This is a genomic window from Candidatus Symbiopectobacterium endolongispinus (assembly GCF_018777385.1).
Classification (GTDB): domain Bacteria; phylum Pseudomonadota; class Gammaproteobacteria; order Enterobacterales; family Enterobacteriaceae; genus Symbiopectobacterium; species Symbiopectobacterium endolongispinus.
The window spans coordinates 342,693-367,854 of record NZ_JAFJYB010000001.1 but is presented as its reverse complement, the minus strand read 5'-3'; the positions used below and the strand labels follow the sequence as shown (position 1 = coordinate 367,854).

The following is a 25,162-nucleotide window of genomic DNA, read 5'->3' as shown; positions in this document are numbered from 1 at the left end:
TCCAAAATGCGAAGTATTGCGCCAATCTAACAACAATAGTTAGCAGATAATATCACCACTCACACAACCTTCCGCACATGATTTGTGCATTTACCGTCTTTGCTTTGCAATAAAACCAGTATAAAAACGCGTAATACGCGCAAAATGGACATAAAAGAGGCAGTGCTTCAGCATAAGAAGCGCTTTTTGCTGCAAAAGGGGACAAGTGGCAGGGGATTACGCGGTAAACGGAGTGAACGGATTTGCAGATTGGGACACCCCATGGCAAAACGTCGAGGATACGCCGGGGATAGCGTGCGTCCCCGGTGTTATGCGCGGGTGTGTTACTTGCCCCACACGGCGGCAGCGGTATCCACAACCAGACGCAACTTGGCCCACTGTTGTGCTTCCGTCAGGCTATTGCCCTCTTCCGTGGAAGCAAAACCACACTGCGGGCTGAGGCAAAGTTGTTTGATATAGACATATTTCGCTGCTTCCGCGATGCGCGCTTTCAGTAAAGCCGGCTCTTTCAACTCGCCGTTTTTGGTAGACCAGGCCCAGCACGACTTGTTGGTGTCCCGGTTTGATGAAACGCAGCGGCTCGAACCAACCTGAGCGATCGTTATCATACTCAAGGAAAAACTCATCCACATTGACTTCACCAAACAGGATAGATGCCACCGGCTCGTACCCGCCTTCAGAAATCCAGGTAGAGCGGAAGTTGCCGCGACATATGTGTAAACCGATCGTCATGTCAGCAGGTTTACCGGCCAATGCTTTATTCAGCACATCAGCATAGATACGGGCCAGTTGTTCCGGATCTTCACCGCGTTCGCGAATTTGGCGTTTTTGATCGTCTGAGCACAGGTAAGCCCGGACGGTATCATCCAGTTGCAAATAGCGGCAGCCTGCGGCGTAGAAAGCATGAATCGCATCGTGCCAGGTCTGCGCCAGATCGTCGAAATAAGCATCCAGCGTTGGATAAACCTGACTGTCGATAGCCTTGCGTCCGCCACGGAAATGGAACACGCTCGGGCTAGGAATTGTCATCTTGGCGGTCACATCACCCGCGATGCTGTTCAGGTAGCGAAAATGCGCCAGCATCGGGTGCTGAGTGTTAAAGCTGACTTTGCCCGTCACCTTGATGGCGCGGGACTTGGTTTGGATACAATTAAACTGGATACCGTGGTCCGCTTCGAAAGCCTCCACCCCGTTCAAACCTTCGAAAAAGTCGAAGTGCCACCAGGCGCGACGGAATTCACCGTCGGTGACAACCTGAAGCCCGGCTTCGCGTTGCAGCTCAACGGCACGCAGAATTTCTGCATCTTCCACGGCGCGCAGTTGCTCCGCATTAATGGTACCAGGCTGGAATTGCAGGTGTGCTTCTTTGATTGCAACGGGACGCAACAGGCTGCCGACCACGTCAGCGCGAAAAGGGGGAAGTACTTTAGCCATGATAAACCCCTGATCTTTCGCAACAACGCCTTCACGTCACGGCGTGAGGCAAGGGAATATAGCCATCCTGACTCACCAGACTTTGCCCAGCGGTAGACAGTACCCGATCCATAAAGGCGGCCGTCAGGCTATCCAGCACCTGCTCTGGCGCTTTGTTGACATAAATATAGAGGTAGCGCGCATAGGGATAACGTCCGCTGCGAATATTGTCCACCGTCGGCGCAACGTAGTCGTTTCCCTGCGCCGCCAGCGGCAGCATTTTCACTCCGCTGGCGCGAAAACCGATGCTGGCATAACCAATCGCCTGTGTGGAGGTAGCTACGGCCTGCACCACCGACGCAGAACCCGGTAGCTCGTTTACCAGCGGCAAGAAATCACCGCCGCACAGCGCTTGCTGCTTAAAAAAACCATAGGTGCCTGACGCTGAGTTGCGCCCGTAGCGCAACACACGGCGCGATGCCCATTCCCCCGTCAGCCCAAGATCGCGCCAGTGGGTAACAGTTTGCGTCGCCCCGCAGCGATGTGTAATAGAGAACAGCGCATCGAGCTGTTGCACGTTCAAACCAGGCAGCGGATTATCCTGATTCACTAACACCACCAGCGCATCCATCGCCACCGGCACAGCCAGTGGTGGATACCCATAGCGTTGCACAAAGGCCTCAATCTCACTGGCCTTCATGGCACGGCTCATCGGACCGAGTTGTGCCGCGCCGGAGGCAAGTGCCGTGGGGGCCGATGACGATCCCGCCGCCTGCATCTGTACGTTAACGCTGGGATAATGCTGGTTGAAATCGGCGGCCCAAAACGCCATCAGCGTCGCCAGGGTATCAGAGCCAGCACTGGAGAGATTACCCGCCAGCATTTGCTCACTGCGCGCAGTGTGGCTCCAGCCACTGAGTAACAGCGCAGCACAGAGCAATAAACCCGAAAAAAGCGGGGCTGGCATCATAGGGCAACTATCCATCAGGCCGAAGGGGTGGTGCTATTCTCCGACAGAGAGGCATGGACAATCAACCGGTTAGGAAGCGTAAACATAAAACGCGCTCCGGCACCCGGTTCACTGAGGATCTCCAGCCGCGAATCATGATGGCTGAGCGCATGCTTAACGATGGCAAGCCCCAATCCGCTGCCGCCCGTTTGGCGTGAGCGGGCTTTATCCACACGATAAAAACGCTCCGTCAGGCGAGGGATGTGCTCGGCGGCGATACCAGGACCATTATCGCTGACCTGAAACTGCGCACCCTGCGTGATTTTTTGCCAGCACACTTCAATGCGCGTGCCTTCCGGCGTGTGATTAACCGCGTTGTACACCAGGTTGGAGAAGGCGCTGTGCAACTGCTCTTCATTGCTGTAAACGCTCAGCCCATCGTTGATGCGGAACACAATTTCGTGACGATCCTGACTCAGCGTCTGTGCTTCGCGTTGTAGTATGCGCAACATACGTAGCACATCGACCTTTTCCGCCAGATTGATCGGTGCAGCCGCTTCGATTTTCGATAACGTGAGCAACTGTTTCACCAACCCATCCATGCGCCGCGTCTGCTCCTGCATGGTTGAAAGCGCTTTGCTGCGTAAGGCACCGTCCAGCGAATCGTCCTGCATCATCTCCAGGTAACATTGCAGCACGCTGATCGGAGTGCGTAATTCATGACTGACGTTGGCGAAGAAATTACGCCGAGCCCCTTCCAGTTGGTGCATCTGGGTAATGTCGCGCACGACCATCAATAACTGCCCTTCCGAGTACGGCATAACACGGAATTCGACATGGTGTGAATTGATCAGTTGCAGGGTCAAGGCCCGGGGGAAATCCTGCTGACGCATGTATTGGGTGAACTCGAGATAGCGCAGCAAATTGAGGATATTCTGGCCGTTATCTTCCGGCCAACGCAGGCTGAGCAAGTGCTGTGACAGACCGTTGTACCAGATAATGGTGCCCTCTTCGGCGGTGATCACCACACCATCGGGCAGCGACTCGGCACCGCTGCGAAAACGCTTGATCAGCAAAGCCAGCTCGCGCCGCCGCCGATTGCGCAGTTGCATTTGATACAGTCCGTAAAACAGCGGCTCCCAACTCCAGCGCCCGGGTGGCGGTGTCATGCTGCGATCGACCCACAACCAGTAGGGGAGTTTAAGCTGGTTGTAATAATTCCAGCCAAGCGCCACCAGCACCGCCACCAGCATAAACCAGGGCAGGTAGCCGAAAATCAGGCCAAGCAGCAGGGCTGGCAAGCAAAAAAAGCCAGCTCCAATGCCAGCTTTTTCCACGAAAGACGTTCTAACACGTTAAAAATTCTCCGCTTTGGCGGTATTCAGCCACGATGTCGCGCTCGCTATGGCTCACGCGCACATCAATAACGCGTAGAAAAACGGTACCCCGTTCCCCGGACCGTTTGCACCATTTTATCGTGTCCGCTGGTTTCCAGCGCCTTGCGCAAGCGACGAATATGCACGTCCACAGTACGATCCTCAACATAAACGTTAGTTCCCCAAACGTTATTGAGCAACTGCTCGCGGCTGTATACACGCTCAGCGTGCGTCATAAAGAAATGCAGCAGTTTGAATTCGGTCGGCCCCATCTCCAGCGCGTGTTGTTCTGTGGTAACGCGATGCGAAGTTGGGTCCAGACTCAACCCCCGCATTTCGATCACCTCTTCCACCACCATGGGTGAAATACGGCGCATCACCGCCTTGATGCGTGCTACCAGTTCTTTGGGCGAAAACGGCTTGGTGATATAATCATCTGCGCCAACCTCAAGCCCGCGTACGCGATCTCCCTCTTCACCGCGCGCCGTCAACATCATAACCGGAATATCCCGCGTCAGCGCTTCGCGCTTCATGTGCTTGATAAACTGCAATCCCGAGCCACCTGGCAGCATCCAGTCCAGCAGTACCAGATCCGGATAGGGTTCGGACAAACGCGTCACAGCGCTGTCATAATCTTCCGCTTCAACGGACTGATAGCCGTTTTGCTCTAACACGAAGCACACCATTTCACGGATCGGCGCTTCATCTTCTACGACCAGTATGCGTCTTGCCATTGTCCATCCTGCCGTTAGTCAGCGTATGAAACGGTCAACAATAACGAAATCTCACCATTGCCCGCTTTACCTATAAAGGTGCCTGAGCAGCTTATCTTCTGCGGGCGAAAGCAGTATGCGTCAGTTTTATGACAGATTTATGAAAACCCAAACTGAAGGTAACACCCGATTTAGCCACTGTTTCCAAAATTTTCGCGGCGATAACGACAGCCGTCGCCCTCACTGCTTATAATCGCCCTACAGTAGATAGCACGTCTAACAGGAAACGCCATGCGTATCATTCACACCGCAGACTGGCATCTGGGCCAATATTTTTATACTAAAAGTCGTGCACCGGAGCATCAAGCGTTTCTCGACTGGCTCATCGAGCAGATAACCGAACATCAGGTCGATGCGCTGATTGTGGTGGGTGATATCTTTGATAACGGTTCGCCGCCGAGCTACGCACGCGAGATGCTCAACCGGTTTGTGGTGGCATTGCGCACCACGGGATGCCAATTGGTGTTGCTGGCCGGAAACCACGATGCGGTGGCAACTTTAAATGAATCGCGCGATCTGCTAGCGTGCCTCAATACCCGTGTTATCGCCAAAGCCGCCGAGGATGTGACGCTGCAGGTCTTCACACTTAATACCCATCAAGGCGCGCCAGGTGCAATTCTGTGCGCGATTCCTTTTCTGCGTCCGCGCGACATCCTGCGCAGCCTGGCGGGTCAATCCGGCGTGGAAAAACAGATAGCCTTGCAAGACGCCATCAGCGAACACTACGCGCAATGCTATCAGCACGCCTGCGATTTGCGCGACACGCTGGCAATGCCCCTGCCGATTATCGCCACCGGACACCTGACCACCGTGGGGGTTACCGCCTCGGAAGCGGTACGCGAGATCTACATCGGCTCGCTTGATGCTTACCCGGTACAGGCCTTTCCGCCTGCCGATTATATCGCCCTTGGGCATATCCACCGCCCGCAGCGCGTGGGGCACAGCGAGCACATCCGCTACAGCGGCTCCCCGATTGCCCTGAGTTTTGATGAGCTTGGTAGTGAAAAATCGGTCACGTTGATCGACTGCTCGCCTAGCGCGCCCCCAGAAATAACGCTGCTGCCCGTACCTGTGACGCAACCGATGCGCCTCATCAAAGGCAATCTGGCGGACATTGAGCAACAGTTGCACAGCTTACCCATACCAGAAGCGAGTCAGCGCATCTGGCTGGACATCGAGATCGCCACCGACACCTACCTCAGCGATATGCAGCAGCGTATCCAGCAGTTAACGCACACATTGCCCGTCGACGTGTTGCTGTTACGACGCAACCGTGAGCAGCGTTTGCAGGCGATTGCGCGCGAAAAGAAAGAAACCTTGGACGAATTATCCCCGCAGGACGTTTTCGAACGCAAACTGGCGCTGACCGACATGGCGCAGGAACAGCAAGCACGGCTGCGCCCACTGTTCGATGAAATGGTCCGAGACGTTACCGAAGGAGCACCGCAAGCATGAAAATCCTGAGCTTACGGTTAAAAAACCTCAACTCGCTCAAAGGCGAATGGAAGATTGATTTCACACAGGAGCCGTTTGCCAGCAACGGGCTGTTTGCCATCACCGGCCCGACCGGCGCGGGCAAAACCACGCTGCTGGATGCCATCTGTCTGGCGCTGTATCACCAGACGCCGCGGCTGAATGCGCTCTCCGCCACGCAAAACGAACTGATGGCACATAATACGGCCGACTGTCTGGCAGAAGTGGAATTTGAGGTCAATGGCATCGGCTATCGCGCGTTTTGGAGTCAGCGCCGCGCCAAAGATGCGGCAGACGGCAACCTGCAAACCCCGAAAGCCGAACTGGCGCTGATCGAAGACGGTAAGATCCTCACGCAAAAGTTGTCCGAAAAACTGGCTCACACCGTCCGTATTACCGGGCTGGATTTTGAGCGCTTTACCCGCTCAATGATGCTCTCGCAGGGGCAATTTGCCGCCTTTCTTAATGCCGCTACTAAAGATCGCGCAGAACTGCTGGAAGAGCTGACCGGAACGGTGATCTATGGCGAGATCTCCAGTCGGATCTATGAACGGCATAAGGCAGTAAAGCTGGCATTGGACACGCTACAAGCACGCGCCTCAGCCATCGCACCGTTGGATGACAGTGAGCGACAAAGCGTACTGGCGGCACTGACGCAGCTACAGCAGGAAGAACAACGGTTACGGGAAAAACGTAAGCAAGCACTGACACACCAGCAATGGCTGGCTCAAGGACGGCTTATTCAGCAGGACTTACGCCAAAAGCAGCAACAGGCCGAGGCCGTCGAGCAGGCACAACGTGACGCCGAGTCCGATCGATTGCGGCTGGAACGTGACGAGCCCGCAGAAAAATTGCGCCCCTTACAGCGCGAGCGCGAACGTACTCAATTAGCACGGGTTGCTGCACAAACGCGTGAAAGCGAGTTAACCCAGCAGCACACCGCCGGCCAGACTGCACATCAGCAGCAACAGCAGTTGTTGCTGCAAGCGCAACAGGCACAGCAACAACAGAATGCCGCACGCCAGCAGGAAGAAACGCTGATCGAGCAGCAGGTGATACCGCTCGATCAGCACATCGCTAGCCAAAGGGAACGCTGTGCCCAGCACCGCCTGGCGTTGAGCCAAACACAAACGCAGCGTGATAACGAGCAGCGGCAACTGGCAGACCTGCTTCGCCAGCAAGATACCCTGCAAACCCAGCGTGAAACCCGACTCAATTACCAGCAGCAGCATCCCCATCACCGTCACTGGGGTGAACAACTTGGCGCGTGGCGCGCGGCATTCCAGGAACAACAGCGCCTGTCAGAGGAACTGACCGCTGTGGATACGCAGAAGCAGCGCCTGAACAACGATGAACAAGCGATGACGCGCAAGCAGGTGGGGCTAAGCGAACAGCGTAGAGCACAGCGGCAACGCTATGACAGCTTGCAGCGCCAATGCGAACAGCAGCAACAGGTGTGGCAACAGTCAGAAACGGCGAATCCGATTGCCGGTTTGCGTGAGCGTTACGCGGCGCACCAGCGTGCACGGCAAGCACGGAGGCAGTTTGGAGAATTAACACAAGCACTCAGCAACATACGTCAACAGCAGCAAAATAGCGCTAGCAAATGGCTCACGCTGGACCAGCGTTTTCAGGCCGACACGCAGAGTAATAACGCGCAACGCACGGACTGTCAGCGTCTGGAGCAGCAACTGAACGATGTCGAGCGCTGCGTCAAGCTTGAACAGCGCATCGTCAAGCTGGAGGCTGAACGCACACAGTTACAACCGGGAGAGGCCTGTCCGCTGTGTGGCTCCACGCACCATCCGGCGATCGCGGAGTATCAAACGCTGGCGCAAACCGCGTCCGAGACACAAGTGCGTATGGCACAACTGCGCACGCAATGCCAGCAGGCGCGCAGTGAATTGGCACAGTGCGAAGGTGCGCTCGCCGCATTGGCAAAACAGCGTGACGAACTTCAAGCCGAGCGGGCCGAACAGGAAAAGCTATACCAAACGCGCTATACCGCTTGGCAACAGGTGAGTGAGCATTTACACGTAACCTTCACGCCCGAGCAGGAACAAGAGATTGCCGAGTGGCTGACCGCCTGCGATCGCGAAGCAGATACCCTGTTTAGCCAGATAGAAGCGCAAGAAAAACGGCAACGCAGTTGGCAAGAAAGTAAGGATTCACTGACTACGGCGCAGCAGCAACGTCAGGAAACAGAACAGCAGCTTGCCCTGCTGCAACAGCGTATTCAGGCGCACCGGGAAGGGCTTGCCGAGGCCGCACACAAACAGCAACAGCTCACCGCAGCACTGACAATACAGCAAGAAACACTCGCCGCTGCGCTCGCGCCCTACACGTTGGTCCCGCCTGCCCTTGCCGAACAACAGCACTGGCTGGCGGAACGTGCCGCCGAAGCGGAGCGTTGGAAAACGACCGAACAGCAGTTGCAGCAGGATGACAACACGCTGGCTTCACTGTATGCAACCGTGCAGGAGCGGGAAAAAGCATTACAGGCACTCGATGCCAGCGCCACACTACAGCAGACACAATGGAAGGACGGGGAAAAACAGCTAGCAGCCTCGCAGCAACAACGCCACGCCCTGTTTGGCGATCGTGACACACAGCAGGTGCGTCAGGAATGGCGGCAGCATAGCGAACAACATCAGCAGCGCGTTGATAAGTTAGCTGTCACGCTGCAAGACGCAGCGGCACAGCTCGCCCAATTAGCGGGAGAATTGGCCGGGCAACGCGCACACCGCGAACACTGTGTAGACGCGGAACTGCAAGCCTCAGTCCAGTTTGCGACGGCCTTGGCGCACAGCCCCTTTATTGATGAAACCGCGTTCCAGCAGGCACTGTTGGATGACGACACGCGTCAGGCGCTGCGTACCAAACTCGACGCAGTACGTCAGGCCGTCACGGAAACCAAAGCACTGCTACAACAGGCCACCGTCGCGTTGAACACGCATCTGGCCCAGCGCCCGGAAACCGTGCCGGAGGACGACGCGGCCGCAACGCCTGAACAACGGCTGGAACAGCTTGATAGCGCACTGAAAACCAATCTCTATCAACAAGGTGAATGCCAGCAACAGCTACGCAACGATGAGATACAACGGGATAAACAGCAAGCGCTACTACAGGAGATCGAGCAACAGAGCCAACAGTATGCCGACTGGAGCTGCCTCAACGATCTTATTGGCTCGCAAAGCGGTGATAAATTTCGTAAGTTCGCTCAGGGATTAACGCTCGATCATCTGGTGTATCTGGCCAACCTGCGCCTTGCCCGCCTACACGGTCGTTATCAGCTACAGCGTAAAACCGATGATGAGCTTGGTCTGCATGTGCTCGATACCTGGCAGGCCGATGCAGTGCGCGATACCCGCACCCTGTCGGGCGGTGAGAGCTTTTTGGTCAGTCTGGCGCTAGCGTTGGCACTCTCCGATCTGGTGAGCAACAAAACCCGTATCGATTCGCTGTTTCTGGATGAAGGGTTCGGCACGTTGGATGCGGATACGCTGGACAGCGCACTGGATGCGCTGGATAACCTCAATGCCACCGGCAAAACCATTGGCGTTATCAGCCACGTAGAGGCGATAAAAGCGCGTATCTCCACGCAAATCAAGGTCAAAAAGGTGAATGGATTGGGCGTGAGTCAGCTTGATGAGCGCTACGCCCTGTAGCGCTCTGCTTACACATGCGTAGGCGCGTTATGCTGCGGCTGCACCGCGTACACCGCTGGAATCACCGTGGGTGGCCTGACGAATCGGTGTGGTGCACTCCTGACCAAAGATCCAAGGGGTAATCAGCGCGGGCAGAGTCTGATAAAAACGCGGGACATTGCTCATCCCGCCCCCCCAACACCACGACGTCCGGATCCACTAAATTGATCACGTGTGCAATGGATTTGGCCAGACGTTGCTCATAGCGTTGCAGTGCTTGTTCTGCGGCGCTATCTCCCTGACGCGCCAATGAAACAATGGTTTCCCCGTTACAGGCATGGCTCGTGACATGGCGATAGTCGGCAGCGAAACCGGTGCCGGAAATAAGGTTTCAATGCATCCGCTTTGACCACAATAGCAAGGCACAGTCTGCGCAAACTGGCGTTCTTGCTCATTCTGCCAAGGCAATGGGTTATGCCCCCATTCGCCAGCGATTCCGTTGCGTCCTGCATGAGCTCGTCCGTTGAGCGCAATGCCCGCGCCACAGCCGGTACCGATAATAATGGCAAACACTACATCAAGTCCGGCACCGCCCACCGCTTCAGACACCGCCAGACAGTTGGCGTCATTGGCGAGGCGCACCGGACGCTGCAACAGTGCGGAGAGATCGTTATCCAACGGCTGATCGTTCAACCACACCGAATTGGCGTTTTTTACGTGGTGGGACAGCGGTGACAGGGTGCCTGGAATCCCCACGCCGACGCTCCCGGTCATGCCAGTTGCCTTTTCGGCTTCGTTAACCAGCGTAGCAATGGTGTTCAATGTTCCCTGATAGTCATCGCGGGGCGTCGGCAGACGATGGCGGTACAGCGTTTCGCCGCGATCCCCCAGTGCGATGACCTCCGTTTTGGTTCCACCCAAATCAATTCCAATACGCACAGCGCCCCCTCAGAAAATTCCCATAATTCATGAGTGAATATCACAGTTTTCAATAACATGGCACAAGGTAACTTTATTCCAGTGTATACGTAACCACCATTACGCGCTGCACTTGCACGCCAAATCCGCTATGATGCGTCCCTCCCCTTTTCATCCGCGTGCCGCGCACGCACCGCCAGGGATAACACCATGTTGTGGTTTAAAAATGTTATTATTTATCGCCTGAACCGCGATATCACCCTTTCTACTGATGCGTTAGAAAAACAGTTAAGTGAGTTCGCCTTTACCCCCTGCGGGAGCCAGGATCTCTCTCGCACCGGTTGGGTATCCCCGATGGGCGCACACAGCGATGCACTGACCCACAGCGTTAACGGCCAACTGCTGCTCTGCGCACGCAAAGAAGAAAAGATGTTGCCGTCTCCGGTGATTAAGCAGGCGCTCCAGGCCAAAATCGACAAACTAGAAGCCGAACAACACCGCAAACTGAAAAAAACCGAAAAAGACACCCTGAAGGATGAAGTGCTGCATACGCTGCTGCCGCGCGCCTTCAGCCGTTTCAGCCAGGTGTGGCTATGGATTGATACCGTTAATCAGTTGATTATGGTTGATGCTGCCAGCGCTAAGAAAGCCGAAGATACGCTGGCGCTGTTGCGCAAAACCTTTGGCTCACTGCTCGTGGTGCCCTTGGCGCTGGAAAACCCTATTGAACTTACCCTGACCGAATGGGTGCGCTCTGGCGATGTGCCAGCCGGTTTCACCCTGCAAGACGAAGCCGAATTGAAAGCGATTTTGGAAGACGGCGGTGTGATCCGCTGTAAGAAGCAAGATCTGGTAAGTGATGAAATAGCCGTGCATATCGAAAAAGGTAAAGTAGTAACCAAACTTGCCCTCGACTGGCAGGAACGCATCCAACTGATACTGGCAGAAGATGGAACGCTGAAACGGCTGAAGTTTGCCGATACGCTGCGTGAGCAGAACGACGATATCGACAGGGACGATGTGGCTCAACGCTTTGATGCCGATTTTATTCTGATGACCAGCGAGCTTTCCGCGCTAACGATCAATCTGGTTGAGGCGTTGGGCGGCGAAGCGCAGCGCTAAACAAAACAGGGAAGAGAGTGCGTTATGCGACATGAGATTCCGGTCCGCTGCTTTTCCATAGCGCTTTATGTACTGCGCCCGGCGCAGGCTGGATATCAAGTCCTGCTGCTGCGCCGCAACGGCCACACCCAGCCAGGGCAGTGGTGCCAAATAGCTGGTGGTATTGAAGCCGGTGAGAGCGCGTGGCAAACGGCGCGACGTGAAGCGAAAGAAGAGACGGGATTGCAGTTAGCCGATCTCTACTCAGCGGATCGCTGCGAGCAGTTTTACGAAGCTGATAACAATGGCCTGACGCTGGTACCGGTGTTCGTGGCTTATGTCGCTGCCGACGCTGACATTGTGCTTAATGCCGAGCACATCGAATTCCATTGGGCTACCTTTGAGGAAGCGGCCCAGATGTTGCCCTTCCCCGGCCAGCGCGACATCCTGAATCACATTCATCGTTACTTTGCTGAACAGCAGCCACATCCCTTGTTACGGATGCCGTTGGACGCTTAGCCCTTATTCCAGTAAGCCTCAGTGGCACAGCCTGTTTGGCCACCAACTACGGTGCAGAGTCTGTCTGCACCAACACCTAATGGCACACACTCAAGCCGAGTGTAGGTTTGCTTTCCCCTATAAGGCATGCTACAAATACACCAGCATAATATTCTTTTAATTTCGAGGAATGTGGACAAATCGCATTATTTGCGGCGGGTAATACAGAATCATCATGAAGAAAATACAAAACAAAACCATCATTACTTCCATCTACATGCTATTCCTTTCAGCCATTCTTGCCAGTGAGCACCACTGGTGTAGCGAACTTTAGGTTTCTCTCTGAATTCAGCGATGGCAACGCACTCTTGCGCGTTTGTCTGCTGAGCCTCCTCTTTATCGCATCTGGGAGTCGATCTCTGCGGTATCGCTGTGCCCTGTTTTCACGGGGGACATCGCCGGGCATTACCCAGATGCTACGAGTCACCCTCTCAGGGAGAAACATAATGATTTACTGGATCTTTTTAGCCTGCGCGATTGCGGCAGAAATTATCGGCACGCTGAGTATGAAATACGCCAGCCTCAGCGGTAACCCGCTGAGACATATGGTGATGTATGGCATGATTGCACTCTCCTACCTTTTGCTATCGATCGCCATAAAGCGCGTTGCAATGGGCGTGGCTTATGCATTGTGGGAAGGTATCGGTATTATCTTTATCACGTTGTTTAGCGTCATGCTGTTTGATGAATCCCTTTCAGTGTTAAAAGTCATCGGGCTGGCAATATTGTTGGTGGGTATCCTGCTGGTGAAATCGGGCGTACGTAAAGCCCCTGCGGCCAATACAACGCGAGGAAACCATCATGTTACCGTTTGAATGGCAGCATGCGGCGTTCCTGGGCCTGGCAATTGTATTGGAGATTGCCGCCAACATTTTCCTTAAACTGTCGGACGGCTTTCGCAACGTGTGGCTTGGGATGTTATCACTGATAAGCGTATTGGCCACATTTAGTGCTCTGGGGCAAGATGTAAAGGGTATCGATCTCACTGTCGCTTACGCGCTGTGGGGAGGATTTGATATTGCAGCTACCATGGCAGCCGGGTGGATATTGTTCGGCCAGCGACTCAACAAAAGCGGCTGGATTGGATTGGGGCTGCTGATACTGGGAATGGTGCTGATTAAACTAGCGTAAAAATAGAGCGTCTGACACATCGACCTCAAACAGTCATTCCCACCCACCTCCGTCATTCCCGCGAAGGCCGGAATCTCTGGTCAGTAAACGCGTTTCGTCTCACAGAGATCCCCGTCTTTCGCCGAGGATGACGAGGGGGTAAACTGGGTTGGTCATCAGTCAGAGCGCCTTGCGGCGCTCTTCATGTTCTTATCTCCAGGCATTACACCTTGAAGTGCCAGACCGTGGAGTGCAGCTCTTCCGTTTGCGCCAACAGGGCTTCGGTAGCCGCTGTCGATTCCTGCACCAGCGCCGCGTTTTGCTGCACCATGGAATCCAACTGCGCCATCGCCTTGTTGATCTCCTGAATGCCACGCATCTGCTCATTCGCCGCGTGGGTAATTTCCGACATTACGGTGGTTACGGTAGAAACGCCGCCGACAATCTCCTGCATGGTGTTGCTGGCCTGACGCACCTGCGTAGAGCCAGAGGTCACGCCAACCACGGTCGCTTCAATCATGGTTTTGATCTCTTTGGCTGCCTGCGCACTGCGTTGCGCCAGCGCGCGCACTTCAGAAGCAACCACGGCAAAACCACGTCCCTGCTCACCCGCTCTTGCCGCTTCTACCGACGCATTCAACGCCAGAATATTGGTTTGGAAAGCAATGCCATCAATCACACCGATAATATCGCCGATCTTGCCGGACGCGGCGACGATATCTTCCATGGTCACAATCACGTCCGAGACCACTTTACCGCCAATTCTGGCATCTTCAGACAGGATGCGCGCCTGACCGTTCACATGCTGTGCTGAACTGGCTGACTCAGTGACCGCCGCCGAGATTTGTTCCAGCGAAGCGGCAGTTTGTTGAATACTCGCCGCCGCTGACTCCGTGCGCGCAGAAAGATCGTTGTTGCCTAACGAAATTTCATCCACGGCCACTTTCACCGAGGTACTGATATCACGAATCTGAATCATCACCATGCTGAGTTTGTCGATAAAGACGTTGAATGAGCGGGCAATCTGCGCCACTTCATCATGGCCTTCATCGGGCAAACGCTGGCTTAAATCGTTGTTACCGTTGCTGATATCATCCATCGCATCGCGCACTTGCAGCAGGCGTTTAAGGGTTTTGGTAATGATGACGCCAACAACCAGCGAGCCGAGTAATGAAATAATCACCATCGTGATCACCGACGTAGTCAGCAGTTAACGCATGCCCGCCTTGGCTTCTGCCAGGTCGAGCGCCACCAGAATGTACCAGTCGGTGCCCGCAATCGGGGCCGCCCGCACCATACGCTCCGCGCCGCCCATCTCCACGTTCACCGGATGCTGGGCGGTCAGTAAGTCGCTGAGTACAACGCCCAGTGCAATATCCGTGATATTTTTCAGCGTCAGACTTTCATCCCGGTGCGCAATGATCACACCGGTTTTGTCTATCAGCACGCCAAAACTGGCCGGTGTCGGGTCGATGGATCGCACGTTGGCAATCACATTTTCCATCGTTACGTCACTGCCCAATACGCCTTTGACGCTGGAACCCGTAACCACCGGAGAGACAAAAGACACCATCTGCTTGTTGGCCACCATATCAATATACGGGGTGGTGGCAACCGGTTTACCTACCTGCACGGCCTGCTTGTACCATGGGCGTACTGTCGGGTTGTAATCCGCCGGAATACCGCCCGGATCGGCAAATTTTGCCGTGCCATAAGCGTACCCCATATATACGTTCAAGAATTTCCCCGCCGACACCATCTGTTTAAACAGCGGAATCGGATCCTCATGGGTCAATACCCAGTCGTTCATGGAGTAGATCATCTGAATTTTTGACGCCACCCAGTCACTAATGGCCAGACTGTGACTACTGGTTACCGAATCCAGCGTATCTTCGATGGAAGACTCATTCGCATTATTAGCAATGGTGTAATTCAGGTAGGTATTTACGGCGAGGGAAAAAACCACAATAGACGCACACACCGCCAATATGCGCGCTCGCGTTGTTTTCAGCATAAATCACTCTTAGTGGAAGATAGCCATATATTCTATAACAGCAGAATAAAATCAAACTTGAGCGCGTATCGTGGCGCTAAAGAAGATGTATAACAGGAAAATAGAACTTAGTATGATATTTTTCACTCATTAAGACATGCACTTCATGGTTCATTACCAGATTGGCATAAAAAATCATTTTATTTCATCAAATAAAATGATATCACCGGGATAGTGTGCTTATTAATAGATATAAGAAAAAGATATGAATATTGAGCGAGTTATTCGCTGTTTACCCAGCCAATGAGTGGCCTGGCGCACAGGGTGATAATTTCAATAGGTCACCACAAGCGTTTCTTCGACGCCGAGGGTGCACGACACTGCGACCGAATAAAAACCTGACTATGGACGTTTTTTCAAGATGAAGGTGCTTTGATACCGTTGGCTAGGTGAGGTTGCCCCTGCATACAGGGGCAATAAATCAGAGGTATTTGCACAGATAAGAGGTCGGTTCAGCCACTTGCAGGTAGAACTCACTGTTGCCCGGCACAGAAAATACGGCACCGGGTCCAAACACTTGTCATTCATCGCTGCCCGGCAGTTTTACCGTCAACGCACCGCTCACCACGGTCATCTCTTCCGGCTGCCCAGTACCAAAGGTGTACTCTCCCGCTCCCATTACGCCCACGCTGGCACGGCCGATGGAGTCACTATCAAAACCGATAGATTTCACTTTTCCAGAAAAATATTCATTAACATTCAACATAAGTACAGCACCTGTGGTCAGAAACGAGAAGAAAGAAATAACAGACGAAAACCGCTTATGAGGCGGCAGAAACACGTAACATTTGCAGAATATCAGTCACGATAACATCCGGTATTGCAGAGGCAGCGACCACATGGTGTGCCACATCGCAGTACAGCGTCTCACGCGCCGCCAGCACGTCAGCCATCTCGTCAACAATTGGACGTCCCGTTAAGGTGGGGCGTTGATGCGCTTCAGGGCAGGCTTCCAGACAATCGCCCAATAGCGTCGCAGAGGCAAACAGATAGATGACGATCCCCTGCGAGCGCATAAACTGACGGTTTTGCGGTGAAAGCACCATACCTCCGCCAGTGGCAATGACACAGCGCGACTGTGTCACTTGTTGCAGGGCGACGCTTTCTCGCTGGCGAAAACCGTGCCACCCTTCATTGGCAACCACCTCTGCCACACTCATTTTGCTGGTTTGCTGCATAAACAGATCGGTATCGGCAAACTGGTAACCTAACGCACGCGCCAACGCATTGCCGACCGTGGTTTTACCGCATCCTCTGGCCCCAACCATAAAAATGGGCTGTGACATGTAATGACCTACCCTTCTCACTTTCCCGGCAGTTTCCGGGACGCATTAATCGATATCAGGTGGCATCATACCGATAAAGCATGACAACAAGAAAGCCTCTGAAGACTAATCCGCATATCTATCCTGATTTACCGTGCATCACCGCCACGTTGTCTGTTATTTCGGGGTAAATGCACGATTTAATGAAATAGATAACGAAGGGAAGAGCAGGAAAGGCTGCCCCCCCCAATGGTGGCAGCCCGCTGTGCGCCCATCAGGAACGATAGCGCGGTATGTTTCCCACATGCGACTCAGGCATCAGTAGGTATGGAAATATTCCTGAATCACATCGGCATTATGCGTTTTGCTCAAGGCCAACATCAGCAGAATGCGCGATTTTGCCGGGTTGAGCGAATCCGAAACCAGACCAGGCTGGCTGGCATCGGGCGGGACAACACCACTGCCGATACGCGTAGAGCGTACCACTACGATCCCCTTATTGAGCGCCTTACGGATGCCAGCGTCGCTGCGTTTGGAAACGCTGCCAGCGCCCATTCCGGCGTAGACGATACCTTGCACGCCGTGAGTGATGGCCGCATCATACATATACTCGGGGTCGTCTTGATAACCATAGATAATATCAACGCTAGGCAGCGTTTTAACATCGGCGATGTCAAACACAGAGCGCGTGGTGTGGATTTTGTCCAAACGATTATTGAAGTAGACGCGATCGCCGACGATCGTGCCTAAATACCCCTCTTCGGGCGCCTTGAAGGTATCCAGCGGACGCATTGGTTTTACTGATAAAACGCGCTGAGCCGATGAGATCGTCCAACACCACCATCACCCCACGACTGCGCGCATTTTTATCCGCCGCCACTTTAACGGCACCGTACAGGTTCATCGGACCATCTGCGCTGATGGCGATGGCAGGACGCATCGCTGCTACGAACACCACCGGCTTGTCACTTTTCACCGTCAGTTACAGAAAATACGGTGATTCATCCAGGGTATCCGTACCGTGCGTAATGACTACGCCATTGACATCGTCGCGCGCCAACAACGCATTGACGCGATGGCTCAGCGTCAGCAACACGTCACTGGTCATGTTCTCGCTGCCAATGTTCGCCACCTGCTCACCGCTGATGGTTGCCAAGGTTTTTAACTCAGGAACGGCGTTAATCAGGGTATCAACCCCCAATGCGCCGGCCTTGTATCCGGTCGTTTGCGTGTTTGCCGCAGCGGAACCGGCAATGGTACCGCCGGTTGCCAGGATCACGATGTGGGGTAATTTTTCCGCCGCACCCGCTAACGCGGAAAAACATACCACCATCACCACTAACAGCGATCTCACTATCCTTTTCATCACAGTTATCCACTCTTCAGTGCATGAACAATAAAATGCCACTACTGCCTACCACAGCAGCATTTCCCTACAAATTAAACGGATTTATCGCGTATAAACGTTTCCTATGTTGCTATTTACCTCTCAATGATTCCGAAGCAGCTCATCTTGCCCGAGTGTAAGCAGCGGTATCGTTTGCGGGATCGCAAATTGGCAATAACCCAATGAAAAAATGCAAAAAGAAGTAAAAATGCAAGGCGCACGTTATAGGTTGCGCCTCAGGGAAAGAGAGGGGGAATCTGCCGTGATACACCCGCAGATAGCGGTGGGAGTAAACGCGCTACTCCGACATCACCCAGATCTCATGGGCAAGATCGACCACGTGGCGCAGTTTGTTCCATTGCTGCTCCTCCGTCAGCCATGCGGCGCTCTCGGCTGAGGCAAACCCGCACATCGTACTCAATGCAAATTGGTTTAGCGATAAGTAGAGCGAGGCGTCATTAATTCGACGCTTGATGCTGCGCGCATCCTCCAGTTCTCCGGTTTCAGACGTGATAACACCGAGCACCACGGTTTGTGCGCCGATAGCGCGCAACGTTTCCAATCCACTGAAATGCGCATCCGCATACTCCAGAAAAAGGCTATTCACGTTCAAGCGGCCCAGCGCTTTGGCAATAACATCGGCAAAGGGATTACGATGCAGAATTTTGGTATCCAGATCGCCACTGCACACATGCAGGCTGATATACATATCCTTTGGCTTATCCTGCATGATACGGTTAAGCAAAGAAACGCAGTGCTCAATGAGCTGATAAGGATCGGTGCCATCATCCAGTTCGGTGCGGATCGTTGCGACATCGCCAAACAGGCGCCAGAACGTATCATCCAGTTGCAGGTAGCGTCAGCCCTGGGCGTAAAAAGCGTGCAGCGCTTGAACATATACCTGCGCTAAATCATCGCAGTAGGCATCCAACTCCTGATAGACACCATTTCGACGAAAAGAGCGATACATCAACATGCAGGTGCTTGACAGCGTCTGCTTGGCGACAGCCTGAGGATCGTCACCCACCGCCTGATGCAGAAAACGATAATGCGCCAAAAAGGGGGCTTGGGGTTAAAAGAGACCGGCCTCACAACCTGAAGGCGACAAGCCGCCATCTCTTGCCGCGTCATACAATAATCCTGCTCCCCCACCGGACCGACAATACCATGCAGATGGGCAAAAAAATCGTAATGCCCGCCGGTTCGGCGCAGCACACCATCGGTAATCACATGAATACCACAGGCCTTTTGCTGCTCCACAACGCGTCTGACTTCATCGTCTTCCAGTTGTGTCAGTTGCGGGCGCGTCAGCTTGCCCGCCACGAACGCCGAGCGCGCGCTTCAGGCAGGCAGGGCGAAGCAGGCTCCCGACATGATCAGCATGAAACGGCGGGTATTTTTGTATTGTACGACGCATGATAACGGATCCTGTTATTTGAATAACGTTTCTTCCAAACGTCTGTTGCAGCGACCTTGGCGTGTGCAAAGTTGGCGGCACAAAAACGGCATCATTCCTACCATGCTCCACACAGAGCAGCAAATGCAAACTTCACTTTTCATGCAAAAAAATGCATATTGCATCAAATTCCAGCAATCAAGGGGGGTGGTTCAGAATCCAAGACGAAACAGGAAGGCAAATGCAGATAGTTACAATGTTAGGCAGCTTTCTTGAAGAACACAAAATGAAAACAAAAAACCAACAATAAATAAACATTAACATTCATTATATATACATCACCACAGCATCACCCCAGCAGAGAGCCGATATCGATAATGTATAAATAACAACATGAATTAATTAAAAAATATATAACAGATGGAAACAGGTTACCAACGACACTCCGCATTATCTTAAGAAAAAACTTACACTTTCATGTCGAAACATGTCCAATCGTGTGGATCTTTACAAAAAGCACTCCTATACTTATTACTCAGACAAACAAAAAACATCAGCAATACATAACAAAAAAACACTCAAAAAAATAAGCGATGAGCGCATTTTCTCGCACGTAATCGTCTGACGCGTGCACGCTGTTGGCGTGCTTTTGTTTCATCTTTTCTCCACCAGGTAATGCTTTAGCGCTCCCCTTTTCCTGGAGCCCCGCATTGAACGGGCCATATATCCCCCTATACCCGTTCAGACCTCAGTGACGAGCGAGAAGAAGGTGAATCATGGCAGAAAGCAACGTTGTCCAAGGGTATATCGGTATCACGGATCACCGCGGCAGTGGAAATGTCGTTCAGCACGTTTCACCCGACGTAACGGATATCGTATTGCAGCGCAGCAGCACGGTTAGAATCCCAGGTTCACCAGACCGCGCGCTACGAACGCCAAGGCGACGATCTCATCTTGCACATGCAAGATGGCACGGTTGTGCGCTATCAACGCTTCTTCTTGATTGATGCCGAGGGCTATAATAGCGAACTGGTGTTTGATGATGGCACTCGTCTAACGCATATCCATTTCTCCAGCGCCCCCGGCGATGCGGCAGCGCTCAGCGCGGGAGAAACCGTCACCCTTGTTCCGCAATATGATATTCTCACCGATATATCCTCACTGCTGTTACACAGCGCTAGCACCAGTGGGCTCTCGGCCGCAGCCATCGGTGGCATTCTCGGCGCCGTGGCGCTGGGTGGCGGCGTAATTGCCGCAGTTGCCTCCAACAGCGACGATGACGACAGACCGTCTACGCCGCCGCCTTCTTCTCTCACCGTTAATCCGCTGAGCAATGACAATATCCTCAACCGCGAGGAGTTCAGCCAATCGCAGGTGCTGAGCGGCAGCGCCAGAGATGTCACCCCTGGAACGGTGGTAACGATTGTTTTTAACGGTCTGACTTATACCACGCTGGTCGCACAGGATGGCACCTGGACCATCACCTTACCAGCCAGCGTATTTGCCGGACTGGAAGATGGCACCTACCCGATTCAGGTCAGCGTAACAGATGCTCAGGGCAGCACACATCAACAAACCGTAGCGCTGGGAATAGATACATTACCGCCGTTCCTGACAGAAAATATGCTCACAGGGGACAACTACCTCAACGCGGCGGAACAAGCACAGGGCCAAACGCTGAGCGGACGTGGCGAAGCGGGGCTAACGGTTACGGTGACGCTTAACGGTAAAACCTATACCACCACGGTCGATAACGAAGGGAAATGGCAGTTACCGCTTTCCAGCGCGGATTTGCAAGCGCTGAGCGAGGGCGCAAACACGGTGACCATCGTGACGGTGGACAAAGCGGGTAACAGCACCAGCATCACCCGCGACCTGATTGTCGATACCACACCGCCGACCCTCACGGTACAAAAGCTCACCGGCGATGATTTCCTGACCGCCGATGAATTAAAGAGCACGCAAACCCTGTCGGGTATCACCTCGCCCAACGAAGCTGGACAGAGTGTCACCGTCACCTTGAACGGCAAAACCTACAACGGCACCGTCAATAGCGACGGATCCTGGAGCATTCCGCTGTCCGCCACGGATTTACAAGCGCTCACTGACGGCACCTATCCCTTGGTGGCTTCTATCACGGACAAAGCGGGCAATACCACTACGCTGCCCGCTCAGACCATCACCGTGAATAGAGCAGTGGAAGCCATTAACATCAACACCATCTCCGGGGACGATCGGTTGAACGCCGTTGAAGCGGCGCAACCGTTGTTAATCTCCGGTACCACAGCGAATGTGGCGGAAGGCCAAACCGTCACTATTACCTTCAATTGGCATGTTTACACCACGCTCACCACCAGCAACGGCAGTTGGAGTTTCAGCGTCCCCAGTAGCGATTTGGTATTTAGCACCGATAGCAGCTATGACGCCAGTGCCAGCGTGGCAGGCCTAAGCGGTAACACGATTACCACAACCCATCCCATCACCGTTGTGGTCAACACGCTGCCAGTCGCGACGCTGGAACTACCGTTTAACGATGGCGTGCTTAACGGTACGGAAGCCGTTCAGGATCAAACGCTGAAAGGCACCACCGGCGTGACCGGGCCGGGCCAGAGCGTTACCGTCAGCATCGGTGGCCAGGCCTATACGGGCACCGTGGATAACAGCGGCAACTGGCAGGTGCAGATCCCCAGCAGCGGCTTGCAAAATTTACCCTCCGGCAGCAACACCACCGTGACGGTAGAGGTGAGCGACGCCGCAGGCAATAAAAATGTACTGAGCAAACCCGTGCCAGTGGATACCACCCCGCCCACGTTGACACTATCCCCGGTGGGGCAGGATGACATCCTCAACAACAGCGAGTTGAGCGTAAATCAAGTCATTAACGGTACGGCCTCTGTCAGTGAAACCGGGCGTACCGTCACCGTAACGCTGAACGGCAAAAATTACACCGCCCTTGTCGATTCCAGCGGTAACTGGCAAATCACCCTGCCCACTGGCGACCTGAGTATTCTGGCCAATGGCACCCACACGCTGACGGCCACCCTGAGCGACAAGGCTGGAAACACCAGCACCCTGACCCATACCTTTGCCGTCGATAACGGCGCTGCCTCCCTGCCGACGATAACCATTAATCCCTTCGCCGGTGATGACGTTGTCAATGGCGCAGAAAGCAAGGTCAGCCACCAGATCAGCGGCGCTACGACTCACGTTGAAGCAGGCCGCACCGTTACACTGACGTTGCACGGCAAAACCTATTTTGCGGTGGTGTAAAGTGGCGGCACCTGGCACGTTACTGTTCCGAGTGCAGACATGGCGCTATTGCCAAGCGGCCCGTTGAACATTACGGCGAGCGTCAGCAATCAATCCGGTTACAGCGCCAGCGCCAACAAAGCCATTGAGGTGGATGCTGCGGGTAATGCCATTGCCATTAACATCATTGCCAGCGACGACCTGATCAATAAGGCTGAAGCCGCGCAGCCACTGGCCATCAGCGGCAACACGGCTAATGTGCCCGCGGGGCAAACCGTTAATATCACACTGAACGGCAAGAGTTACACCACGCAGGTTCAGGTCGGTGGCGCGTGGACACTTCAAATTCCCAGTGCGGATCTTCAGGCACTCAGTGATGGCAATGCCACGGTAACCGCGACAGTCAGCGATTCTCTGGGCCAAATTGCTAGCGATCAGCATAATGTGGGCGTGCATATCCATGCAGTGCCCGCCCCAACCATCAACACCCCTTTTGGTAACGGTTCGCTAAATCTCAATGAAACGCACAGCGATCAAACCGTGAGCGGTAAAACAGGTATCAGCGGTAACGGACAAACTGTGGTAGTAACGCTGGGGGAAAAGCCTACAACGCCACGGTGGATACCAACGGCAACTGGCATGTCACCCTCCCCGCCGCCGATCTGCAACAGCTACCTGAAGGCAATACGCCCCTTCAGGTTACCGCGACGGATATCGCTGGCAATCACGGAACGGGCAGCTTTAGCAGCTTGGTTGATATCACGCCCCCGACGCTGACCTTAGGCACCATTGCCACCGACGACATCATCAATATCCAGGAAGCGCAAAGCACACAAACGCTTAACGGCACCGCCTCCGTCAGCGAAGCAGGAAGAACCGTCACCGTTGCTTTGGGGGGACAGTTCTACACCGGCAAGGTGGGCAATGACGGCAACTGGAGCGTTGACTTGCCCTCCCATGCGCTGGCATCACTGCCCAACGGAGTTTACTCTCTGGTTGCCAGCCTGACCGATGCTACCGGTAACGTCACCCAGGTGACGAAAACCATCACGCTTGATGCCAACAGCGCCATGCGGCCGACCGTCACCGTGAATGCCTTTGTGTCGGAAGACAACACCATCAGCGCAGCGGACACGAAGGTCAGCCAGATTTTGAGCGGCTCCACCACAAATGTGGAATAGGGGCAAACGGTCACTATCCAGTTACACACCAAGATCTATTACGCCACCGTCAACGGTGAGGGCAAATGGTGGGTCAGCGTACCCGCCGACCATATGGCAGCGCAACCGCTAACCGTCAGTGGCGCAACCGTGAACGTGACCATTGGTCAAACGGTTACCGTAACGTTGAACGGAAAAACCTACACGGCCACCACATCGGCGGATGGCAGTTGGAGCCTTTCTATTCCAAGTGCCGATCTGTTGCAACTTCAGGATGGCACCGCAGTGATCCACGCCAGCGTCGCCAACCAGAATGACGATCCGGTCACGGCTCAGCGTAATCTGGATTTACATATCAACAACCTGCCCCAACCTTCTATAGAGGCACCCTTTGGCGATAACGTGCTCAACTCCGCCGAAGCCGCAACCAGCCAGACAGTGATCGGCAAAACCGGCGTGAGCGGTAGCGGGCAGGGCGTGGTGATCACCCTGAATGGCAAAACTTATCAGGCTACCGTCGATGCACAAGGTAACTGGCGCGCAGACCTTCCCGCCGCCGACCTTCAAGTGCTCTCTGCCGGGCCCCAGCCGCTGCGCGTGACGGCAACCGATGTCGCAGGCAACAGCAGCGAAGTCTCCAGCACCGTCACCGTGGATCTGGTGCCCCCCACCCTGACGCTAAAACCGATCACCCTCGACGGGATCATCAATCATGCAGAAAACCAGAGCGACCAGGTGATCTCCGGCAATGCCTCACTGACAGAAGCCGGGCGTAGCGTACTGGTGACATTCAACGGCAAGCAATATTCTGCTACCGTTCAGGCCGATGGAAGCTGGAACGTGACGGTACAAAGCGCCGATCTGCGAGCGATGGGTGATGGTACCTATACCTACAGCGCCACCGTCTCCGACACGGCGGGCAACAGCACCACCGCCAGCGGACAGGTCACGTTGGACGCTAACATCGCCAACCTCCCCGTGCTTACCGTTAATGCGGTTACCGGAAATAACATCATCGACGGCTCTGAAATCAAGGCAGCGCAAATCCTGAGTGGTTCCAGCCTCAATCTAGAAGCAGGGCAAACGGTCACCGTCATCCTGAATGGCAAAACCTACCTCACCACGGTAGACAACCAGGGGCACTGGCAGGTCAACGTGCCTGCGACAGATCTGGCACAGTTGGCACAAGGGCAGCACACGCTGGAGGTTAGCACACAGGACAAGAGCGGCAACCCCTCCGAGACAACGCACACCTTCGACGTGAATACCGCGTAGCGGCATCGCCATCGATCCGGTCACCGACGATGACAAGCTCAACCTGAGCGAAGTCGCAC

The 25,162-nt window shown here is 54.2% G+C and carries 15 protein-coding genes and 7 pseudogenes; 11 read left to right on the top strand and 11 right to left on the bottom strand.

Features of this window, described 5'->3' with window-relative positions:
* Positions 1-323: 323 nt before the first annotated feature.
* From JZM30_RS01870 to phoB, 4 genes and pseudogenes are all read right to left on the bottom strand, one after another.
* Positions 324-1,434: pseudogene (locus tag JZM30_RS01870) on the bottom strand (cobalamin-independent methionine synthase II family protein).
* Between the two features lie 31 nt (positions 1,435-1,465).
* Entirely contained in the window at positions 1,466-2,383 is a 918-nt protein-coding gene (locus JZM30_RS01865) for a PstS family phosphate ABC transporter substrate-binding protein (protein WP_252317378.1), read from the bottom strand.
* Positions 2,384-2,397: 14 nt separating this feature from the next.
* Positions 2,398-3,716, bottom strand: a pseudogene (gene phoR / locus JZM30_RS01860) (phosphate regulon sensor histidine kinase PhoR).
* Positions 3,717-3,782: 66 nt separating this feature from the next.
* Positions 3,783-4,472 (bottom strand): phosphate response regulator transcription factor PhoB, encoded by a 690-nt coding sequence (phoB, locus tag JZM30_RS01855; RefSeq protein ID WP_252317377.1) that lies wholly within the window; start codon positions 4,470-4,472, stop codon positions 3,783-3,785.
* Between the two features lie 270 nt (positions 4,473-4,742).
* Between phoB and sbcD the strand changes: the two genes are divergently transcribed.
* Together sbcD and JZM30_RS01845 are read left to right on the top strand one after the other, a co-directional pair.
* Complete coding sequence (gene sbcD, locus JZM30_RS01850; protein WP_252317376.1) at positions 4,743-5,966, top strand: exonuclease subunit SbcD; 1,224 nt, start codon at positions 4,743-4,745, stop codon at positions 5,964-5,966.
* Entirely contained in the window at positions 5,963-9,652 is a 3,690-nt protein-coding gene (locus tag JZM30_RS01845; protein WP_252317375.1) for an AAA family ATPase, read from the top strand. The genes sbcD and JZM30_RS01845 overlap by 4 nt, the downstream gene beginning before the upstream one ends.
* Positions 9,653-9,679: 27 nt before the next feature.
* On the opposite strand, the pseudogene mak reads toward JZM30_RS01845, so the two are convergent.
* Positions 9,680-10,570, bottom strand: a pseudogene (gene mak / locus JZM30_RS01840) (fructokinase).
* Positions 10,571-10,759: 189 nt separating this feature from the next.
* On the opposite strand from mak, the gene rdgC reads away from it, so the two are divergent.
* From rdgC to mdtI, 4 genes are all read left to right on the top strand, one after another.
* A complete protein-coding gene (rdgC, locus tag JZM30_RS01835) occupies positions 10,760-11,671 on the top strand; it encodes a recombination-associated protein RdgC (protein ID WP_252317374.1) in 912 nt (303 codons plus the stop codon).
* 24 nt (positions 11,672-11,695) lie between these two features.
* On the top strand, positions 11,696-12,169 hold the full coding sequence (locus JZM30_RS01830; protein WP_252317373.1) for an NUDIX hydrolase: 474 nt from the start codon (positions 11,696-11,698) through the stop codon (positions 12,167-12,169).
* A gap of 485 nt (positions 12,170-12,654) precedes the next feature.
* Positions 12,655-13,023, top strand: a complete 369-nt coding sequence (gene mdtJ / locus JZM30_RS01825) for a multidrug/spermidine efflux SMR transporter subunit MdtJ (protein ID WP_252317372.1) — start codon at positions 12,655-12,657, stop codon at positions 13,021-13,023.
* Positions 13,010-13,339, top strand: a complete 330-nt coding sequence (gene mdtI / locus JZM30_RS01820; RefSeq protein ID WP_252317371.1) for a multidrug/spermidine efflux SMR transporter subunit MdtI — start codon at positions 13,010-13,012, stop codon at positions 13,337-13,339. Before mdtJ ends, mdtI begins: the two co-directional genes overlap by 14 nt.
* A 202-nt stretch (positions 13,340-13,541) precedes the next feature.
* Here the strand turns inward: mdtI and JZM30_RS01815 are convergent.
* From JZM30_RS01815 to JZM30_RS01790, 6 genes and pseudogenes are all read right to left on the bottom strand, one after another.
* Positions 13,542-15,332, bottom strand: a pseudogene (locus JZM30_RS01815) (methyl-accepting chemotaxis protein).
* 460 nt (positions 15,333-15,792) lie between these two features.
* Positions 15,793-16,077, bottom strand: a pseudogene (gene ppnP, locus JZM30_RS01810) (pyrimidine/purine nucleoside phosphorylase).
* A 55-nt stretch (positions 16,078-16,132) separates the two neighbouring features.
* Entirely contained in the window at positions 16,133-16,657 is a 525-nt protein-coding gene (gene aroL, locus JZM30_RS01805) for a shikimate kinase AroL (protein WP_252317370.1), read from the bottom strand.
* Between the two features lie 297 nt (positions 16,658-16,954).
* Positions 16,955-17,969: pseudogene (locus JZM30_RS01800) on the bottom strand (type II asparaginase).
* Positions 17,970-18,321: 352 nt separating this feature from the next.
* The gene (locus JZM30_RS01795) at positions 18,322-18,732 is read right to left on the bottom strand and encodes a uroporphyrinogen decarboxylase/cobalamine-independent methonine synthase family protein (protein ID WP_252317369.1); all 411 of its coding nucleotides are present in this window, start codon (positions 18,730-18,732) and stop codon (positions 18,322-18,324) included.
* Positions 18,733-18,882: 150 nt separating this feature from the next.
* The gene (locus JZM30_RS01790; RefSeq protein WP_252317368.1) at positions 18,883-19,080 is read right to left on the bottom strand and encodes a hypothetical protein; all 198 of its coding nucleotides are present in this window, start codon (positions 19,078-19,080) and stop codon (positions 18,883-18,885) included.
* 110 nt (positions 19,081-19,190) lie between these two features.
* Between JZM30_RS01790 and JZM30_RS01785 the strand changes: the two genes are divergently transcribed.
* The 5 genes and pseudogenes from JZM30_RS01785 to JZM30_RS01765 all read left to right on the top strand — a co-directional run bounded on the left by JZM30_RS01785 (position 19,191) and on the right by JZM30_RS01765 (position 25,103).
* Positions 19,191-19,442 carry a hypothetical protein gene (locus JZM30_RS01785; protein ID WP_252317367.1) on the top strand — a complete coding sequence of 84 codons (252 nt, stop codon included), beginning with the start codon at positions 19,191-19,193 and terminating at the stop codon, positions 19,440-19,442.
* 847 nt (positions 19,443-20,289) lie between these two features.
* The gene (locus JZM30_RS01780) at positions 20,290-22,689 is read left to right on the top strand and encodes an Ig-like domain-containing protein (RefSeq protein WP_291829917.1); all 2,400 of its coding nucleotides are present in this window, start codon (positions 20,290-20,292) and stop codon (positions 22,687-22,689) included.
* 39 nt (positions 22,690-22,728) lie between these two features.
* Positions 22,729-23,417, top strand: a pseudogene (locus JZM30_RS01775) (Ig-like domain-containing protein); the annotation flags it as partial.
* On the top strand, positions 23,418-23,849 hold the full coding sequence (locus tag JZM30_RS01770) for an Ig-like domain-containing protein (RefSeq protein WP_252317364.1): 432 nt from the start codon (positions 23,418-23,420) through the stop codon (positions 23,847-23,849). It begins immediately after the preceding pseudogene.
* 93 nt (positions 23,850-23,942) lie between these two features.
* A complete protein-coding gene (locus JZM30_RS01765; RefSeq protein ID WP_252317363.1) occupies positions 23,943-25,103 on the top strand; it encodes an Ig-like domain-containing protein in 1,161 nt (386 codons plus the stop codon).
* The last annotated feature ends 59 nt before the right edge of the window (positions 25,104-25,162 follow it).

Bases quoted from the DNA above. Each gene is read 5' to 3' on its own strand.
- JZM30_RS01865 (WP_252317378.1), bottom strand. From the start codon at position 2,383: ATGATGCCAGCCCCGCTTTTTTCGGGTTTATTGCTCTGTGCTGCGCTG.
- phoB (WP_252317377.1), bottom strand. From the start codon at position 4,472: ATGGCAAGACGCATACTGGTCGTAGAAGATGAAGCGCCGATCCGTGAA.
- sbcD (WP_252317376.1), top strand. From the start codon at position 4,743: ATGCGTATCATTCACACCGCAGACTGGCATCTGGGCCAATATTTTTAT.
- JZM30_RS01845 (WP_252317375.1), top strand. From the start codon at position 5,963: ATGAAAATCCTGAGCTTACGGTTAAAAAACCTCAACTCGCTCAAAGGC.
- rdgC (WP_252317374.1), top strand. From the start codon at position 10,760: ATGTTGTGGTTTAAAAATGTTATTATTTATCGCCTGAACCGCGATATC.
- JZM30_RS01830 (WP_252317373.1), top strand. From the start codon at position 11,696: ATGCGACATGAGATTCCGGTCCGCTGCTTTTCCATAGCGCTTTATGTA.
- mdtJ (WP_252317372.1), top strand. From the start codon at position 12,655: ATGATTTACTGGATCTTTTTAGCCTGCGCGATTGCGGCAGAAATTATC.
- mdtI (WP_252317371.1), top strand. From the start codon at position 13,010: ATGTTACCGTTTGAATGGCAGCATGCGGCGTTCCTGGGCCTGGCAATT.
- aroL (WP_252317370.1), bottom strand. From the start codon at position 16,657: ATGTCACAGCCCATTTTTATGGTTGGGGCCAGAGGATGCGGTAAAACC.
- JZM30_RS01795 (WP_252317369.1), bottom strand. From the start codon at position 18,732: ATGTATATCAGCCTGCATGTGTGCAGTGGCGATCTGGATACCAAAATT.
- JZM30_RS01785 (WP_252317367.1), top strand. From the start codon at position 19,191: ATGCAGATGGGCAAAAAAATCGTAATGCCCGCCGGTTCGGCGCAGCAC.
- JZM30_RS01765 (WP_252317363.1), top strand. From the start codon at position 23,943: ATGGCAGCGCAACCGCTAACCGTCAGTGGCGCAACCGTGAACGTGACC.